Source organism: Kitasatospora phosalacinea (genome assembly GCF_000717185.1).
Lineage (GTDB): Bacteria > Actinomycetota > Actinomycetes > Streptomycetales > Streptomycetaceae > Kitasatospora > Kitasatospora phosalacinea_A.
Genome location: NZ_JNYE01000004.1, coordinates 70,659 through 87,458, shown reverse-complemented (window position 1 = coordinate 87,458; position 16,800 = coordinate 70,659). Strand labels below are relative to the sequence as shown.

The following is a 16,800-nucleotide window of genomic DNA, read 5'->3' as shown; positions in this document are numbered from 1 at the left end:
CGGTTCAGGCCCGGGCGCCGGGGGCGGTCAGTTCGGCGCGCAGCACGTGCTTGGTGACCTTCCCGGAGGGGGTGCGCGGCAGCTGGTCGCGCAGCACCAGTTCGCGCGGGACCTTGTAGCGGGCGATCCGCGGTTCCAGCCAGGCCCGCATCGCCGCGGTGTCCAGGGCGGAGCCGTCCCGGGCGACCACGACGGCGACCACGGTCTCGCCCCACTGCGGGTGCGGCCGGCCGACCACGGCGACGTCCAGGACGTCGGGGTGGCCGCGCAGGGCGCCCTCGACCTCCTGGGAGGCGACGTTCTCGCCGCCGGTGATGATCACGTCCTTGATCCGGTCGACGACGGTGACGAACCCGTCCGCGTCGACCCGCCCGAGGTCGCCGCTGCGGTACCAGTCGCCCGCGAACGCCTCGGCGGTGGCGGCCGGGTCGTCCAGGTAGCCGACCATCCGGGTGTCCGAGCGCAGCCAGATCTCGCCGCTCTCCCCGGCCCCGGCGTCGCTCCCGTCCGGGCGGACCACCCGCAGGTCGACGCCGGGCATGCCGCCGCGTCCGATCGCCCCGGCCTTGGCGACCTGCTCGGCGGGGGAGAGCGAGGCCCCGACCGGGCCGGTCTCGCTCATCCCGTACACCTGGTGGAACTGGTCGGAGCCGTACGCGGCCATCAGGCGGCGCGCGCTGTCGGCGTCCAGCGGCCCGGCCCCGTAGATCCAGGAGCGGACGGAGGACAGGTCGTACGAGGCGAGGTCCGGGACGGCCTGCAGGGGCGCGAGCAGGGCGATCGGGGCGCCGAACAGGGCGGTGACGCGTTCGCGCTGGATCGCCTCCAGCATGCCGCGCGGCTCGTACTCGCGCTGGAGCACCACCGTGGCGCCCAGCAGCAGGGTGCCCAGGGTCCAGTTGTTGAGCGGGGAGGCGTGCCAGATCGGCATGCAGACCAGGAAGCGCTCGTCGCGGCGCAGCGGGATCGCGGCGGCGGTGTAGGTGGCGGTCAGGGCGATGCCGCGGTGGGTGTGCACGCAGCCCTTGGGGGCGCCGGAGGTGCCGGAGGTGTAGAGGACCTGGGCGGTGTCGGTGTCCGGGCCCGGCTCGCCGCTCCAGGGTTCGGCGGCGGCCACCAGGGACTCGAAGGAGTCGGCGGGGCGCTGCTCCGGGGCCGCGTCGGGGTGGCTGACCAGCCGGCGGACGCCCGGGTCGGCGCCGGTGGCGCGCTCGCCGACCTCGGCGTCCACGATGACCAACCGGGCCCCGCAGTGGGCGAGTTGGCGGGCCACCTCGGCGGTCTGCAGCTTGTGGTTGACCGGCACCAGCACCGCGCCCGCGTACCAGGCCCCGAAGGCGGCGAACAGGAACGCCGGGGTGTTGAGCGTCATCACCGCGACCCGGTCGCCGGGGCGCACCCCGGCGTCGTGCAGCACGGTCGCGGCGCGCCGGGCGGCCGCGGCGAACTCGCCGTACGTCCAGCGCTGTTCGCGGTAGACGACGGCCTCCTGGTCGCGGCCCGAGCGAACGGCGCCGTCCAACAGGGCACTGAGGTGCATCACGTTCTCCTGACGTGCCGGGCCGGTGGGGCGGGCCCTTGGCGGGAAGCTGTGAATGATGGTTCACTTCTTTCATGGCCTACCGCAAGACCCCAGCCGAAATCCACCGGCTCACCGCCGCCCGGGAGCACCTCGTCGGCTGCGCCACCGAGGTCGTCGCGGAGGTCGGCTGGTCGCAGGCCTCGGTGACGGCCGTCGCCGACGCCGCCGGGATCGCCGCCGGCTCCGTCTACCAGCACTTCCCGTCCAAGGCGGCGCTCGCCGTCGAGGTGTTCCGGCGCGCCGCCGGACGCGAGGTGGAGGTGCTCGGCGAAGTCCTGCACGGCCCCGGCGACCCGGTCGAACGGCTCGCCCGCGGCGTCGAGGTGTTCGCCCGCCGCGCCCTGGAGAACCGCGGCCTCGCCCACGCCCTGCTCGCCGCCCCCGCCGAACCCGCCGTCGGCGCCGAACGCCTCGCCTTCCGCCGCCGCTACCGCGCCCTGTTCGCCGAGGTGGTCCGCGAGGGCGTCGCCACCGGCGCGCTGCCCGCCCAGAACGGCGAGATCACCGCCGCCGCGCTCACCGGTGCCATCGGCGAGGTCCTGGTCGACCCGCTCGGCGCACCCGAGGACGCCGACACCGAGGCCCTGCTCGCCGACCTCACCGCCACGGCACTGCGCTGCGCGGGCGCCCCCCTCGCCTGACACCGCCGGAACCCCGCCCCCTCCCGTACGAACCCCCACACCCTCCCGGAGGCCCCCGTGCCCGCCAGCCACCCCACCGCCGCCACCCACCGGGTCACCAACCAGGCACCGCCGCTGACCGGCCACGACGTCGCCCAGGACGCCGTCCTGCTGGAAGGCCTCGACCGCGAGGGCGCCGGCTGGCACCGCGAGGAACTCCACCGCCTCGGCCGCCTGGCCGGCAGCGAGCAGGCCCAGCACTGGGCCGACCAGGCCAACCGCCACGAACCCGAACTGCGCACCCACGACCGCTACGGCCACCGCGTCGACGAGGTCGAGTTCCACCCCGCCTACCACCACCTGATGGACCTCTCGGTCGGCGCCGGCCTGGCCGGAGCCGCCTGGGCCGACCCCCGCCCCGGCGCCCACGTCGCCCGCGCCGCGGGCTTCATGGTCGCCACCACCCTGGAACCCGGCCACCTCTGCCCCGTCTCCATGACGTACGCCGTCGTCCCCGCGCTGCGCCACGCCCCCGCACTCGCCGCCACCTACGAGCCCCTGCTCACCAGCCGCAGCTACGACCCCGGCCTGCGCACCCCCACCGGCAAGCGCGGACTGCTCGCGGGCATGGGGATGACCGAGAAGCAGGGCGGCAGCGACGTCCGCGCCAACAGCACCACCGCGACCGAACAGCCCGACGGCAGCTGGCGGCTGCGCGGCCACAAGTGGTTCACCAGCGCGCCGATGAACGACCTGTTCCTCGTCCTCGCCCAGGCGCCCGGCGGCCTGTCCTGCTTCCTCGTGCCGCGGGTGCTGCCCGACGGCGAGCGCAACACCTTCCGCATCCAGCGCCTCAAGGACAAGCTCGGCAACCGCGCCAACGCCAGCAGCGAACCCGAGTTCGACGACACCGTGGCCTGGCTGGTCGGCGCCGAGGGCAAGGGCGTGCGCACCATCATCGAGATGGTCACCATGACCCGGCTCGACTGCGTCCTCGGCTCCGCCGCGGGCACCCGCGCCGCCCTCGCCCAGGCCGCCCACCACGCCCGGCACCGCGCCGCCTTCGGCGCCCTGCTGATCGACCAGCCGCTGATGCGCAACGTCCTCGCCGACCTGTCGCTCGAATCCGAGGCCGCCACCACCCTCGCCCTGCGGCTGGCCGGAGCCGCCGACCGCGCCCGGCACGGCGACGGCGCCGAACGCGCCTTCCTGCGGATCGCCACCGCCGTCGCCAAGTACTGGGTGTGCAAGCGCCAACCCGCCGCCGTCGCCGAAGCGTTGGAGTGCCTCGGCGGCAACGGCTACGACGAGGCCTCCGGCCTGCCCCGGCTCTACCGCGAGGCCCCGCTCAACAGCATCTGGGAGGGCTCCGGCAACGTCACCGCCCTCGACCTGCAGCGCGCCCTGGCCCGCGAACCCGAGACGCTCGACGCCCTCGCCGCCGAGATCGACCTCGCCGCGGGTGCCGACCCCCGCCTCGACGCCGCCTGGCGCGACCTGCGCACGGAACTCCGCCCCACCGCGGACAGCCAACTCGGCGCCCGCCGGGTCATCGAACGCGCCGCGCTGGTGCTCCAGGGCTCGCTGCTGGTCCGGCACGCCCCCGCCGCCGTCGCCGACGCCTTCTGCGCCTCCCGGCTGGCCGGCGACCGCGGCCAGGCCTTCGGCACCCTCGCCCCCGCCACCGACTTCACCGCACTGCTCGACCGCCTCCCGGGGGCCTGAGACCGGCCCGCCGGGGGCCGGGTTCGGTCGGCCGGAGGCCCGAGGCCGGTCCGCCCGCCGCGAGGGGCTCGTTCAGAGCCGGTAGACCCGGGTCGCGGTGCCGCCGAACACGGCGCCGCGCTCCGGGTCGGAGAGCTGCCCGGTCAGCTCCTCGGCGGCGGCCACCACCCCGGCGTAGTCCGCCGCCAGCAGGCACACCGGCCAGTCCGAGCCGAACATCAGCCGCTCCGGGCCGAAGCACTCCAGGGCGGCCTCCGCCCAGGGCCGCAGGTCCGCGACCGTCCAGGTGCGCCAACTCGCCTCGGTGGTAAGGCCGGAGAGCTTGCCGCAGGTGTTGGGTCGGGCCGCGAACGCATGCAGCGCCGCCGCCCACGGGCCCAGCCCGGCCGGGCCGGAGGCGATCGGTGGCTTGCCCAAGTGGTCCAGCACGAAGGTGAGTTGCGGAAGCCGGTCGGCAGCCTCGGCCGCGGCGGGCAGCTGGTGCGGCCGCACCACCAGGTCGTACGCCAGCCCCGCATCGGCGACCGCCGCCAGGCCGCGCAGCACCCCGGGCCGCAGCAGCCACCGCGGGTCGGGCTCCGACTGCACCTGGTGCCGGACGCCCACCAGCCGCTCCCCGCCCGGGAGTTCGCGCAGCGCGGTGAGCACGTCGGTGACGTCCGGGGCGGTCAGATCGACCCAGCCGACCACACCCCGCACCAGCGGATCGGCCGCCGCGACGGCGAGCAGTTCGGGCGTCTCCCCGGCCACGGTGACGGTCTGCACCAGCACCGTCCCGCCGACCCCGGCCGCCGCGGCCTGCGGACGCAGCTCGTCGACGGTGAACGCCCGCCGCAGCGGGGCGAGTCCGGGCTCCGCCAGCCAGTCGTGCACGCGGGGGGCCGGATCCCACAGGTGGTGGTGGGCGTCGATCCGGCCCGCGGCCGCCGACGGCCCGCCGGGGGAGGGGAGTGCGGCGTTCGGAGCGGTGGTCACCATGGTCCCCTTCGGAACGGAATCTCAACTGTCCTTGCTGCCAGGGGTATTGAACGCACCCTCCCCACCCAGGGTGTCGCGCAGCCACCGCTCGACCCCGCAGACGTGCACCAGGGCCAGCGCCCGGGCCAGTTCGGCGTCCCGGTGGGCGAGCGCCGCGTGGATCTCGCGGTGCTGCGCCCGGGTGCGGGCGGCGGCGCCCTCCTCGGTGAGGCCGCGCCAGATCCGGGCCCGGGTGGTGGGCGCGGAGATGCCGTCCAGCAGCGAGACCAGGACCGGGTTCCCGGAGCCGGTGGCGATCAGCCGGTGGAACTCCAGGTCGTTGGCCAGGAGTTCGTCCAGCGGGGCGTCGTCGGGGAGGGCGGCGAGCAGCTCGCCGAGGGCGGTCAGCTGGGCGTCGGACATGGCGCGCGCGGCCAGCGCGGTGGCCTCGGGTTCGAGGATCCGGCGCACCTCCAGGAAGTGCAGGACGGTGTCGTCCCGGTGGAAGTCGACCACGAACGCCAGGGTGTCCAGCAGGAGTTCGGGCTCCAGGCTGGTGACGTAGGTGCCGTCGCCCTGCCGGACGTCCAGCACCCGGATCAGCGACAGCGCCTTGACCGCCTCGCGCAGCGAGTTGCGGGACAGGCCGAGGCGCTCGGCCAGGTCCGCCTCCTTCGGCAGCCTGGCGCCGGGGGCGAGCTCGCCGCCGAGGATCATCTCCTTGATCTTGACGATGGCCTCGTCGGTGACTGGCACGGGTCCGCAGCTCCTCGGGGTGATCGGGTCCCTCAGGATAGCCAGGCGCCCGCGGGAGCCCCCGGAGTCGGCGCGTCCGCGGGGAGCAGTCCGGCTTCCGCGAGCTCCGCCCAGAGTGCGGCGGGGACGGGTCGGTGCAGCAACTCGGCGCTGTCCCGGGCCTGTTCGGGGCTTCGGACGCCGACCAGGACGGTGGCGACGGCCGGGTGCGCGGCGGCGTAGTGGAGGGCGGCGGCGCGCAGCGGCACGCCGTGGCGCTCGCACACCTCCTGGAGGGCGAGGGCGCGGGCGAGCACCTCGGGCGGGGCGGGGGCGTAGTCGTAGGGGGCGCCGGGGCGGGGGGCGGCGAGCAGCCCGGAGTTGAAGACGCCCGCGTTGATGACGGAGACGCCGCGCTCGGCCGCGAGGGGGAGGAGTTCGTCGAGGCCGGTGCGGTCGAGCAGGGTGTGGCGCCCGGCGAGCAGGACGGCGTCGATGTCGGTGTCGCGGACGAACCGGGCGGGCAGCGCGGCCTGGTTCATGCCGATGCCGATGGCGCCGATCACGCCCTCGGCGCGCAGGCGCTCCAGCGCCGGGTAGGCCTGGGTGAGGGCCTGCTCGGCGTGGTCGTCGGGGTCGTGCAGGTGGACGAGGTCGATCCGGTCGGTGTCCAGGCGCTCCAGGCTGGCTTCGAGGGAGCGGCGGACGCCGTCGGCGCTGAAGTCCCACACCCGGCGGTGGGTGGCGGGGACGGCGAACTCCGGGTCGGTGCCGGGCTGTCGGTCGGGGACGAGGAGGCGGCCGACCTTGGTGGCGAGGGTGTAGGCGTCGCGGGGGTGGTGGCGCAGCGCGGCGCCGAGGCGGCGCTCGGAGAGGCCGAGGCCGTAGTGCGGCGCGGTGTCGAAGTGGCGGTAGCCGCAGGCGAAGGCGGTGTGGACGGCCTGCTCGGCCTGGTGGTCGGTGACGGCGGTGAACAGGTTGCCGATGGCCGCCGCACCGAACGACAGTGCGCTGACCGGCACTCGGGAGCGGCCCAGGGTGCGGACGGTCATGACGCCGCCGGTCGCAGGCGCAGGCCGTGCATGCCGCCGTCGACGGCGAGCGCGGTGCCGGTGGTGGAGGCCGCGGCCGGGGAGGCGAGGTAGGCGATCGCCGCGGCGACCTCCTCGGCGGAGACCAGGCGTCCGGTGGGCTGGCGGGCGGCGAGGGCGGCGCGTTCGGCGGCCGGGTCGTCGGCGGCGTCCAGCAGGCGGCCGACCCAGGGGGTGTCCACCGTACCGGGGTTGACGCAGTTGACCCGGATGCCCTCGCGGACGTGGTCGGCGGCCATCGCGAGGGTCAGCGACAGCACGGCGCCCTTGGAGGCGGAGTACAGGGCGCGCTGCGGGAGCCCGGCGGTGGCGGCGATCGAGCAGGTGTTGACGATCGCGGCGGTCGCTCCCGGACGGGACAGTACGGAGGCGCGCAGGTGGGGGAGGGCGGCGCGGGTGGTGCGGACGATGCCGAGCACGTTGACGTCCAGCACGCGGTGCCACTGCGCGTCGTCGTTGTCGGCGACCGTCCCGGCCGCGCCGATCCCGGCGTTGTTGACCAGGACGTCGATCCCGCCGAGCGCTTCGGCGGCCGCGGCGACGGCCGCGCGCACCGAGGCGTCGTCGGCCACGTCGGCGGTGAAGCCCAGCGGCGCGTCGCCCGGGTCGAGGTCGAGGACGGCGACGGCGGCGCCGCGCTCGGCGAGCAGCCGGGCGGTGGCCAGGCCGATGCCGGAGGCGCCGCCGGTGACGATCGCGCGCAGGCCCTGGAGGTCCGTCACGTGTTCAACTCCTCTGCCCAGTAGGTGCCGTCGGGGTAGCGGTAGGTGTCGATCGAGGTGCGGTGCACGGTGGCGGAGAAGCCGGGCGCGGTGGGCGCCGCGTAGTGGCCGTTCACGATCACCACCGGGTCGGTGAAGTGCTGGTGCAGGTGGTCGACGTACTCGATCGTCCGGTCCGCCACCGTCCCCGACAGCGCGACGTAGTCGAACATCGACAGGTGCTGGACGAGTTCGCACAGGCCGACCCCGCCCGCGTGCGGGCACACCGGGACGCCGAACTCCGCCGCCAGCAGCAGCACCGCCAGGTTCTCGTTGACGCCGCCGACCCGGGCCGCGTCCAGTTGCAGCACGTCGACCGCCCCGGCCTGCAGCAGCTGCTTGAACACGATCCGGTTCTGCACGTGCTCGCCGGTGGCGACCTTCACCGGCGCGACGGCCCGGCGCACGGCGGCGTGGCCCAGCACGTCGTCGGGGCTGGTGGGCTCCTCGATCCAGTACGGGCCGAAGGGGGCCAGGGCGTTGGTCCACTCGATCGCCTGCGCGACGTCCCACCGCTGGTTGGCGTCGATCGCGATCCGCACGTCCGGCCCGACGGCGGCGCGGGCGGTGCGCAGGCGGCGCACGTCGTCGGCGAGGTCCGCGCCGACCTTCAGCTTGATCTGGGTGAAGCCGTCCGCGACGGCCTGCTGCGCGAGGCGGGTCAGCTTCGCGTCGTCGTAGCCGAGCCAGCCGGGCGAGGTGGTGTACGCGGGGTAGCCGCGCTCCAGGAGCCTCGCCGTCCGCTCCTGCGCGCCCGGGCGGCCCCTGCGCAGCAGCTCCAGGGCCCGCTCGGGGGTGAGGGCGTCGCTCAGGTAGCGGAAGTCGACCTGGGAGACCAGCCACTCCGGTTCGGCCTGCGCGAGCAGCCGCCACAGCGGCAGGCCGGCCCGCTTGGCCGCCAAGTCCCACACCGCGTTGAGGACGGCGCCGATCGCCATGTGCATCACCCCCTTCTCCGGCCCCAACCAGCGCAGTTGGCTGTCACCGACCAGGTCGCGGGAGAGCGAGGCGGGGTCGGCGCACAACTCGGCCACGGGCCGCCCCAGCACGTACGGGCGCAGCGCGTCGATCGCGGCGACCTGCACGTCGTTGCCGCGGCCGATGGTGAAGGTGAAGCCGTGCCCCTCCAGCCCGTCCCCGGCGTCGGTGCGCAGCACCAGGTAGGCGGCCGAGTAGTCCGGGTCGGGGTTCATCGCGTCCGAGCCGTCCAGCTCGCGCGAGGTCGGGAAGCGGACGTCGTACGTGTCCAGCGCGGTGATCCGGGCCGCGGCGGCGTTCACGGGCCCGCTCACGCGTCGACGAAGGTCTGGCGCTGGGTGCCGAGCCCGTCCACGGACAGCTCGACCACGTCCCCCGCCCGCAGGTACGGCAGGCCGGGCAGGCCGAGCGCGACACCGGCCGGGGTGCCGGTGTTGATCACGTCGCCGGGGTTGAGCACCATGTACTGGCTCAGGTACCGGATCAGGTACGCGACGTCGAAGACCATCTCCTTGGTGTCGCCGTGCTGCCGCACCTGCCCGTTGACCGACAGCCGCATCCCCAGCGCCTGCGGATCGCCCACCTCGTCGGGCGTCACCAGCCACGGGCCCAGCGGGTTGAAGGTCTCGCAGGACTTGCCGATGTCCCACTGCGCGGAGAACTCCAACTGGAACTCCCGCTCCGAGACGTCGTTGCTGATCGCGTACCCGGCCACACAGGCCGCCGCGTCCTCGGAGGAGCCCAGGTAGCGGGCCCGCCGCCCGATCACCACCGCCAGCTCCACCTCCCAGTCGGTCTTCACCGAGCCGCGCGGGATCAGCACCTCGTCGTACGGGCCCACCACCGTCGCCGGGTCCTTCATGAACACCACCGGACGGGTCGGGATCGCCGCGCCCGTCTCCGCCGCGTGGTCACGGAAGTTGAGGCCGACGCACACCACCTTCCCCGGCCGGGCCACCGGCGCCCCGACCCGCACCCCCTCGGCGTCCAGCACCGGCAGTTCCCCCGCCGCGAGCGCCGCCCGCACCCGCTCGACCCCGCCCCCGGCCAGGAACGCCCCGTCCACGTCACCGGTCAGCGCGGCCAGCGAACGCACGCTCCCGTCCGCGGCCAGCACCGCGGGCACTTCCTCGCCGGGTGCGCCGATGCGCAGCAGCTTCATGGGGGTCCTCCTGGGCCTGGGGCGGTCGGTCGAGCGGCACGACCCTAGGCCGTGGGTCCGCAGCCCGACAAGTAGTCATCCGATGTATTCACCGATCGCTGGGGGATTTCTGGGTGTTTCGCCGATTATTTTCCAACGCTCTCCCCGTTGCCTTCATCTCTCCTCCGATGAATGGGGCGGTGGCGCTGCGCGGGGCGGTCAGGACCAGGACGGCGCCGAGGAGCGCCAGGGCGGCGAGGGCGGCGGCGAAGACGGTGGCGCCCGTGGTCAGGCCCACCGCGTCGCTGAGGTACCCGGCGGAGACGGGGAGCAGGCCGGCCGGCAGGTAACCGCCCACGTTCAGGGCGGCGTTGGCCTCGGCGAGACGGCGCGGCGGAACGGCGGAGTTGAGCAGCGACAGGCCGCCCAACTGCCCCAGCCCCTGCCCGGCCCCGGCCAGCAGCGCGGCGGCGGCCAGCGCGGGAGCCGATCCGGAGCGCACCGCGACGGCCGTCGCGGACCTGCGGCTGGAGGAGGTGATGGGTGCGCTCAGCTCCTCGCTGCGGCTCACCATCGTCCGCAAACTCCTGCTGGAGTCCGAGGAGTTCGACCACTCCTGCCACTGGTTCGGCCTGGACCGCCCGAAGTCCTCGCTCACCCACCACTTCAAGGCGCTGCGCGAGGCCGGCGTCACCCGCCAGCGGCAGTACGGCCTCGAACGCCGCAGCCAGGTCCGGGTCGACGACCTGAACGCGCGCTTCCCGGGCCTGCTCGACCTCGTCGCCGCCTGGACCCCGCAGCCCTGAACTCCCTTGCGCGGAAGTGGAAGTGGCGGCGGAAGCAGGAACGGGCGCGGGCCCGGCGGGAGGAAGGTGTCCCCCCGCCGGGCCCGCGCCCGGTGGTGTGGTGGTGCGGTGGTGCGGTCAGCTGATGGTGCGGCAGACCGTCCCGTTCAGGCGGAAGACCGTCGGGGACGGGTTGGCGCCGTTGTTGTTGCCGACGAAGCCGAAGTCCGCGGAGTTGCCGCCGTTCGGCACCAGGTGGCCGTTGTACTCGCCGTTGGTGACCCGGACGTGCTGGCCGGTGCCGACCACGTTCGCGTTCCACCAGGAGCCGACGGACTGCCCGGTGGAGGGCCAGTCGAAGTCCAGCGTCCAGCCGTCGATGTCGGCCGGGCCGAGGTTGTTCACCACGACGCTGGCGACGAAGCCGTTGCCCCAGCCCGCGGTGACCTGGTAGGTCACGGTGCAGGTGCTGTCGCCGGGGGTCCCGGTGGTGAAGGTCAGCGGGGCGGACGGGCGGGAGAGGTGCCCGGCCTGGTCGCGGGCCAGCACGTTGACGGTGTGCCGGGAGCCGGGCGGCAGGTTGTAGAGGGTGGCGGAGGTGCCGGTGGACGAGCCCAGCAGCTGGACGGTCGTGCCGAGCTGCTCGTACACCTCGTAGCGGTCCACCGCGCCGGTGGCCGCCGGCCAGCTGAGCGCGACGGTGTTGGCGCCGACCGAGGTGGTGCGCGGCGTGCCGGGCGCGCCCACGGTCGCCGCGGACGGGCCGGTGCCGGGCTTCGGGTGCACGGTCAGCACGGTGATCGAGTACGGGGCGAGGGTCGCGGACGCGGCGGTGGCGGTGGCGGTGCCGGTCGCGTCGACCAGGCCGTCGTCGCCGGGCGCCCAGCGCCGGACGGCGGGGGCCGAGCCGTCCGCGGTGAAGCCCCGGTAGCGCAGGTCCACGGTGTGCGCGGTGCTGGAACTCTTGTTCAGCAGCAGCACGCTGAGGTCGCCGTTGGCGCGCAGCACCGCGTGCGAGGAGACCTCGGCACCGGAGGCCGCGGAGGCCAGCATGGTGTCGCCCGGGTCGCTGAGCGCGCCCAGCGCCTTGATGCCGTGGTACGGCGCGAACGGGGTGTTCACGGCCGGCTCGCAGACGCTGCCGTTGCAGCCGCCGCTGGACAGCAGGCCCATGTCGCCGTAGTCGGTCTCGCCGTTGACGGTGGTGATCGGGCCGACGCCGTTGTGGGTGTCCCACCAGTCGACGCTGAAGACGCCGTTCTCCAGCGCGGTGCTCATCGCCTCGGCCGCGAACAGGCCGTTCGGACGGCTGGTCAGCGCGCCGTTGCCGGACTCCGAGTTCACCTCGGTCATCGCGATGCCGATGCCCGCCGAGTCGGCGCCCGCGTACCGGTCCAGCAGGTTGCGCACCTCCCGCAGCTGGCCGGGCAGTTGCTGCACCGCGGCCAGCGCCCCGTCGCCGCCGCCCGCGTTCGGGTACCAGTGCACGCTGACGAAGTCGACGTCGTGCGCGACGGCCGCCAGCACGGTGTGGTTCCAGTCGCCGCTGTCACCGGACGCGACGATCCCGTCCGGCCAGTTGCCCGGCATGGTCAGCACCGCGCCGATCTTGACGGTCGGGTCGACGGCCTTCATCGCCGCGGCGTACGCCTTCACCTCGCGGGCGTACTCGTCCGGCGACTTGTCGGCGTGGGTGTCGTTCTCCCAGCCGTTGCCGTAGACGCCGTTGCCGTAGACCTCGTTGCCGATCTCCCAGTACTTCGCCCCGTACCCCTTGGTGACGTTGGCGTACCGGACCCAGTCCGCGGCCTCCTGCGGCGTGCCGGAACCGTAGTTGGCGATCAGGATCGGCTGCGCGCCGGACGCCTTCACCGTCCCCATGAACGCGTCGAACCCGGTGCCCGGGGCGACGTAGCCGCCCGGCGCGGTGTGGTCGACCCAGTGGTAGATGTCCGCGTACGAGCCGCCGGGGTAGCGCAGCGCGCCGATCCCGGCCTCCTTGTACAGCGACACCACCTCCGGGTCGTTCATGTGCGAGTCCCAGATCGCGGCGTTGACGCCGAGCGCGTCGGGGCTGACGGTGCCCAGGCCCGCGCTCGCGTTCACCGTCACCGTGGTGTCGCCCGCGGGGGCGGTGTCGGCGGCGGCAGCGGTGACGGGGGCGGACAGCGGCAGCGCCGCGGCCGCGACGGCCAGCACCGCCGAGGCCGCCGCGCCGAGCGGACGGGTGCCGGAACCGGCTGGTCTCCTGCGGAACAGCATGGGGGGTCGTTCCTCCCGGGTGGGGCGCCCGCCCCGCGGCCGGGTGCGCCGCGGAACCGGACGGGTGGACGGGGAACCGAACTGTGCGGACTGCGACCGTGCGGCAGTACGGTGCCGCGCGGGCAGGTGGGGCTGCGGACACGCTCTGGGAGCGCTCCCATGGTGGGAAGCGGGCCCCGAACATGTCAATCACCCCACCCAGCCCGCCCCCGCCCCCACCCCGGTCCGCCCAGCTCCGGGCCCACCGCCCCGCTGAAACGTTCGCGCCCCGGGAGCCGGGCCGGGAGCCGTCTGTCGTCGGTGAGCGGGTGATGACGGCGCAGGTCTGCTGTGGCTGGAGCCGGCGGGTGTCCGCCCAGGGTTCCACGGCCGGCTCCAACGGTGCCGCGCCGTCGTCCGCGGGAGCCAGTTCTCGTCCGTGTCCGTCACGGCCGCCGTCCTCCGGCAGGACGGCCCGCTGCGTCAGCCGGAATTCGGGTGGTCCGGGGGGACGGTGAGGGGCCAGGAGGCGATGTCGCGGTAGCGCAGGGGGGTGGGGGCCTGGAGGGGGGTGCTGCCGACGAGGTGGAGGCGGGGGGTCCACCAGGGGCGGCCGGTGAAGTCGGTGAGGGTGGCGGCGCTCGCGGGGATGCCGAGGGGGTCGTCGCGGCGGGCGCGGGCCAGGGTGAGGTGGGGGTGCAGGGGGCGGTCGCGGAAGCCGAGGCCGTGGGTGCGGAGCAGGGCGCGGACGTCGGTGGCGAGGCGGTGCAGCCCGTCGAGGTCGCCGTCGATGCCGCTCCACAGCAGCCGCCCGTCGAAGTGTCCGCTGCCGCGCAGGCCCAGCCGCAGGGCGGGTCGCCCGGCGGCGCGGTCGGCCAGGGCCGCGTGCAGGGGCGGTACGGCGGTGGCGGGGAGTTCGCCGAGGAAGGCGAGGGTGACGTGCCAGTCCTCGATCCGGTTCCAGCGCAGCCGGGGGTGCGCCTCGTACGCGGGTCGCAGGGCGCGGGCGAGTTCGTCCTTGGCCTCGTCGGGCGGGGCCAGCGCGACGAAGACGCGCAGGGTCGGGGGCGCGGGGTGGCCGTCCGGCGCGGGGTGGCCGTCGGGCGGGGGGTGTTCGTCCACCAGGGATTTCTAGCACCCGCCGGGGACCGGGGGCCGCCGAGGTCGGTCGGCCCCCGGCCGGGTGGTCAGCGGCGCATCAGGGCGAAGACGCCCCAGCCCAGGTGCTCGCGTTCGTACCGGACGTAGGAGACGGGGGCGGTGGTGAGCTCCTCCCGCATGGCGGGGGCGAGTTCGTCGTCGGGGTTGGCGTCGAGCCAGCGGCGGATGTTGAGCCACTGGGCGGCGCGGTAGCGGTCCCAGCTGTCCTGGTCGGCGAGGACCATCTCGACCACGTCGTAGCCGAGCGCGCCGAACTCCGCGACCTGCCCGTCCAGCGACGGGAAGTCGTCGACGGAGGAGGCGTAGCAGGCTTCGACGGCCTCCCGGGTCTCGGGCCTGCGGCGCCAGTACGGGTGGCCGATCAGCATGGTGCCGCCGGGGCGCAGGCTGCGCTCCAGCAGGCGGACGGTGCCGGGGACGCCGCCGCCGATCCAGGTCGCGCCGAGGCAGGACGCCAGGTCGACGGGCTCCGCGGAGACGTGCTCCGCGGCGTCGCCGTGCAGGAAGGCGACCCGGTCGGCGACGCCGAGCTCGACGGCCCGGGCCCGGGCGTGGGCGGTGAAGACCGTGCTGATGTCCACCCCCGTGCCGACGACGCGGTGGTCGCGGGCCCAGGTGCACAGCATCTCGCCGGAGCCGCTGGCCAGGTCCAGGACGCGCGCGCCGGGCTCCAGCCGGAGCGCGCGGCCGAGGGCGGCCAGCTTCTCGTCGGTGAACGGGTTGTGGATGCGGTGGCCGCTCTCGCGGACGGTGAAGCTACGTGGGAGATCCACTCCGGGGGTTCCTTCGGTCGGAAGAGGTCATGGCGTCTTCTCGCGGCTCCTCGAACTCAGCCGCGTCGACCTGGACCGTCATCCAAAACACCCCGCAGTCTCGTGGGATCGGTACTGCGGCGGAATCTACGCGGCACGGCCTCCCCGCGTCCACGGGTTTTCCCGCCACCGGACGGTCGGGCGCGGACGGCGGCGACGGTCTGCTCCCGCTGCCGCCCGCTCCGGGGCAGGACCAGGGCCAGGGCCAGGACCAGGACCATGGTCAGGACCCGCGTGACCGCCCGGTCGCCGAGAATGTGCTCCGGTACGCACGGCCGAGGAACGGGGAGAGGCAGATGGAGTTCGTGGGGATCGTCGGCAGCCTGCGCGCGGGATCGCTCAACCGGCAGGTGGCGCTGGCCGCCGCCGAGCTGTGCGGCCCGGGAACGCGGTTCACCCTGTACGAGGGGCTGGCCGGGCTGCCCTACTTCGAGCACGACGTCGAACTGGCCGGACCGCCCGCGCCCGTCCTGGAGCTCCGGGCCCGGCTGGCCGCGGCCGACGCCGTCCTGATCGCCTGCCCCGAGTACGCGGCGGGCATGTCGGGAGTGCTGAAGAACGCCCTGGAGTGGGTCGTCGGCGGGGGCGAGCTCGTCGACAAGCCGGTCGCCGTGGTCACCGCCTCCCCGGCCGTCACCGGCGGCGAGCGCGCCCGGGCCTGGACCACCGAGACGCTGCGGATGATGGGCGCGGACGTCCTGCCCGAGTCGATGTCCGTCCCGAAGGCGGGCACCAAGCTCAAGGACGGCCGGGTCGCCGACGGGGCGCTGCGCGAGCAACTGCGCGGCGTGCTGGCCGCGATGGAGGCCGCGGCGCTCCGCAGGGCCGCGCAGCGGGGGGAGTAGGGCCCCACGAGGGGGCCCGCCGGGGGCCCGGGGAACGGCGGGGCCGGGGCTGCTGCGGATGCACTGCCGGTGCGTGCGGTGGCTTCGGGTTGGCTTCGGGTTGGCTTCGGGTTCTGTCCGTACGGCCCGGAGCAGCGCGGACTTTCCGGTGGGCTCCGGCCGTCAGCAGCTCGGCCCCGCCGTTCCCCGGGCCCCTGACGGGCCCCTTGTCAGGTGACGGGCGGTCGGTCGACGCGGGCGAAGCCGGAGCCGGAGCCGGTCCAGGCAACTCCCGAAAAACGCATCGCAGTTCCCTCGCGGCCGGTCGCGGCCCGACCGCCGCGAGAACGGTCAGGTAGCTTTCCGAGCAGACCCTGTTCCGTCGACTTCCATGATGGAGAAGGAAGCTGATGGTGTACCAGCTGGTTGCCCCGGGGCGTCAGTGCTCCAGGTCGGCGCGCATCAGGGCGAACTGCTTCGCCGCGTCCTCCGGGGAGCTGGCGGGGAACAGGGCGACCGCGGCGGTGGAGGAGTCGACCCAGCCGCACAGCGCGTCGGCGCCCAGCGGGAAGCACTCCAGGTTGCCGCCGAGCGGGCCCGCCGGGTACGCGACGGACTCGCCGGGGCTGCCGGTGGAGCCCTCGCCCGTCGCGTAGTCGATCAGGCCGCGCCACAGGTGCTCGCGGCGCTTGCTCGGGTCCTCGGGCACGTTGTCGACCCCGGCGAACAGCACCGGACGGTTCGAACCGCCCACCTCCCACTGGTAGTTGGCCTCCACCAGGTTCATCCCGTCGCGCATCTCGCCCGGGTCCACCGGCACGTCGCTCAGCTGCGCGTCCCCGGTCGCCCGGGCCAGGCCGCCCGCCGTGGCCGCCTCGGTCAGGGTCCGCTTGCCGGCCGCGGCGGCGGACTTCGTCGCGGCGGGCGAGGACTTCGGCGCCGCCGGGGCGGAGACGGGCGCGGTCGTCGCGGCGGGGGCGGCGGTGTCGCCGTCCGTCCCCTCCGGGTCGCAGGCGGCCAGGGCGAGGGTCGCGGCCAGGGCCGCGGAGGCGAACAGGGCGCGGGCGGCGAGCGGTTGGCGTCCGGTCATGGCGATGGTTCTCCCGAGTGCGTGGTGATGTGCGTGGTGACGTGCGCGGTGACGTGCGTGGTCAGGGCGGTACGGACGGGCTGCTGGACCCGGGCGGCGCCACGGGCAGGAACGCTACGGGTGCCGGGCCCGGCGGAGGGGCGAAGACGCCGATTCCGGACCGCATCGGGACCGGACGGTGACACGTCGACAATGCGGTCCCGGACGAACGGTCGCGGCGTGCGGGTCGCGGAAAACCGCTTGGCCCGGCGGCGCGCCGCGGCGATGATCGGGCGGGCGCGCGCCCCGGCGGCCGCC

Annotated in this window: 16 protein-coding genes; 4 read left to right on the top strand and 12 right to left on the bottom strand. The window is 74.8% G+C overall.

Translation table 11 applies throughout. The features are described from left to right. Positions 1 to 4: 4 nt before the first annotated feature. Complete coding sequence (locus tag OO57_RS03075) at positions 5 to 1,540, bottom strand: class I adenylate-forming enzyme family protein (protein WP_033250667.1); 1,536 nt, start codon at positions 1,538 to 1,540, stop codon at positions 5 to 7. 74 nt (positions 1,541 to 1,614) lie between these two features. Between OO57_RS03075 and OO57_RS03070 the strand changes: the two genes are divergently transcribed. Both OO57_RS03070 and OO57_RS03065 read left to right on the top strand, forming a co-directional pair. Next, positions 1,615 to 2,223 (top strand): TetR/AcrR family transcriptional regulator, encoded by a 609-nt coding sequence (locus tag OO57_RS03070; protein WP_033250666.1) that lies wholly within the window; start codon positions 1,615 to 1,617, stop codon positions 2,221 to 2,223. 57 nt (positions 2,224 to 2,280) lie between these two features. Further along, positions 2,281 to 3,927 carry an acyl-CoA dehydrogenase family protein gene (locus OO57_RS03065; protein WP_033250665.1) on the top strand — a complete coding sequence of 549 codons (1,647 nt, stop codon included), beginning with the start codon at positions 2,281 to 2,283 and terminating at the stop codon, positions 3,925 to 3,927. A gap of 72 nt (positions 3,928 to 3,999) precedes the next feature. Here OO57_RS03065 and OO57_RS03060 read toward each other — a convergent pair whose 3' ends face one another. From OO57_RS03060 to OO57_RS40610, 7 genes are all read right to left on the bottom strand, one after another. Next, complete coding sequence (locus OO57_RS03060; RefSeq protein WP_081973421.1) at positions 4,000 to 4,905, bottom strand: amidohydrolase family protein; 906 nt, start codon at positions 4,903 to 4,905, stop codon at positions 4,000 to 4,002. A 21-nt stretch (positions 4,906 to 4,926) separates the two neighbouring features. Further along, on the bottom strand, positions 4,927 to 5,640 hold the full coding sequence (locus tag OO57_RS03055) for a FadR/GntR family transcriptional regulator (RefSeq protein WP_033250664.1): 714 nt from the start codon (positions 5,638 to 5,640) through the stop codon (positions 4,927 to 4,929). Positions 5,641 to 5,672: 32 nt separating this feature from the next. Beyond that, the gene (locus OO57_RS03050) at positions 5,673 to 6,671 is read right to left on the bottom strand and encodes an aldo/keto reductase (RefSeq protein ID WP_033250663.1); all 999 of its coding nucleotides are present in this window, start codon (positions 6,669 to 6,671) and stop codon (positions 5,673 to 5,675) included. After that, entirely contained in the window at positions 6,668 to 7,432 is a 765-nt protein-coding gene (locus tag OO57_RS03045) for an SDR family NAD(P)-dependent oxidoreductase (RefSeq protein WP_033250662.1), read from the bottom strand. The genes OO57_RS03050 and OO57_RS03045 overlap by 4 nt, the downstream gene beginning before the upstream one ends. Then, on the bottom strand, positions 7,429 to 8,751 hold the full coding sequence (locus OO57_RS03040; protein ID WP_033250661.1) for an L-fuconate dehydratase: 1,323 nt from the start codon (positions 8,749 to 8,751) through the stop codon (positions 7,429 to 7,431). The genes OO57_RS03045 and OO57_RS03040 overlap by 4 nt, the downstream gene beginning before the upstream one ends. Before the next feature lie 8 nt (positions 8,752 to 8,759). After that, entirely contained in the window at positions 8,760 to 9,611 is an 852-nt protein-coding gene (locus tag OO57_RS03035) for a fumarylacetoacetate hydrolase family protein (RefSeq protein ID WP_033250660.1), read from the bottom strand. A gap of 88 nt (positions 9,612 to 9,699) precedes the next feature. Continuing rightward, positions 9,700 to 10,020, bottom strand: coding sequence for a hypothetical protein (locus OO57_RS40610; protein ID WP_418909870.1), 321 nt, complete (start codon positions 10,018 to 10,020; stop codon positions 9,700 to 9,702). On the opposite strand from OO57_RS40610, the gene OO57_RS03025 reads away from it, so the two are divergent. Continuing rightward, positions 9,998 to 10,396 (top strand): ArsR/SmtB family transcription factor, encoded by a 399-nt coding sequence (locus tag OO57_RS03025; protein ID WP_418909869.1) that lies wholly within the window; start codon positions 9,998 to 10,000, stop codon positions 10,394 to 10,396. The two genes, OO57_RS40610 and OO57_RS03025, sit on opposite strands and share 23 nt — an antisense overlap. Positions 10,397 to 10,513: 117 nt before the next feature. Here the strand turns inward: OO57_RS03025 and OO57_RS03020 are convergent, their stop codons facing one another. From OO57_RS03020 to OO57_RS03010, 3 genes are all read right to left on the bottom strand, one after another. Next, on the bottom strand, positions 10,514 to 12,637 hold the full coding sequence (locus OO57_RS03020) for a cellulose binding domain-containing protein (protein ID WP_033250657.1): 2,124 nt from the start codon (positions 12,635 to 12,637) through the stop codon (positions 10,514 to 10,516). Positions 12,638 to 13,099: 462 nt separating this feature from the next. After that, positions 13,100 to 13,738: an RNA 2',3'-cyclic phosphodiesterase gene (gene thpR, locus OO57_RS03015; protein ID WP_051776450.1), complete on the bottom strand. Its 639-nt coding sequence runs from the start codon at positions 13,736 to 13,738 to the stop codon at positions 13,100 to 13,102. Positions 13,739 to 13,803: 65 nt separating this feature from the next. After that, the gene (locus OO57_RS03010; protein WP_033250656.1) at positions 13,804 to 14,550 is read right to left on the bottom strand and encodes an SAM-dependent methyltransferase; all 747 of its coding nucleotides are present in this window, start codon (positions 14,548 to 14,550) and stop codon (positions 13,804 to 13,806) included. Positions 14,551 to 14,885: 335 nt separating this feature from the next. On the opposite strand from OO57_RS03010, the gene OO57_RS03005 reads away from it, so the two are divergent. Further along, complete coding sequence (locus OO57_RS03005; RefSeq protein WP_033250655.1) at positions 14,886 to 15,434, top strand: NADPH-dependent FMN reductase; 549 nt, start codon at positions 14,886 to 14,888, stop codon at positions 15,432 to 15,434. A gap of 418 nt (positions 15,435 to 15,852) precedes the next feature. Here the strand turns inward: OO57_RS03005 and OO57_RS03000 are convergent, their stop codons facing one another. Further along, entirely contained in the window at positions 15,853 to 16,503 is a 651-nt protein-coding gene (locus OO57_RS03000; RefSeq protein ID WP_051776448.1) for a hypothetical protein, read from the bottom strand. Between the last annotated feature and the right edge of the window lie 297 nt (positions 16,504 to 16,800).

What these genes read in the sequence shown, in the direction of transcription:
- OO57_RS03075 (WP_033250667.1), bottom strand. Translation starts at nt 1,540, where the DNA reads ATGCACCTCAGTGCCCTGTTGGACGGCGCCGTTCGCTCGGGCCGCGAC.
- OO57_RS03005 (WP_033250655.1), top strand. Translation starts at nt 14,886, where the DNA reads ATGGAGTTCGTGGGGATCGTCGGCAGCCTGCGCGCGGGATCGCTCAAC.
- OO57_RS03050 (WP_033250663.1), bottom strand. Translation starts at nt 6,671, where the DNA reads ATGACCGTCCGCACCCTGGGCCGCTCCCGAGTGCCGGTCAGCGCACTG.
- OO57_RS03000 (WP_051776448.1), bottom strand. Translation starts at nt 16,503, where the DNA reads ATGACCGGACGCCAACCGCTCGCCGCCCGCGCCCTGTTCGCCTCCGCG.
- OO57_RS03070 (WP_033250666.1), top strand. Translation starts at nt 1,615, where the DNA reads ATGGCCTACCGCAAGACCCCAGCCGAAATCCACCGGCTCACCGCCGCC.
- OO57_RS03020 (WP_033250657.1), bottom strand. Translation starts at nt 12,637, where the DNA reads ATGCTGTTCCGCAGGAGACCAGCCGGTTCCGGCACCCGTCCGCTCGGC.
- OO57_RS03060 (WP_081973421.1), bottom strand. Translation starts at nt 4,905, where the DNA reads ATGGTGACCACCGCTCCGAACGCCGCACTCCCCTCCCCCGGCGGGCCG.
- OO57_RS03035 (WP_033250660.1), bottom strand. Translation starts at nt 9,611, where the DNA reads ATGAAGCTGCTGCGCATCGGCGCACCCGGCGAGGAAGTGCCCGCGGTG.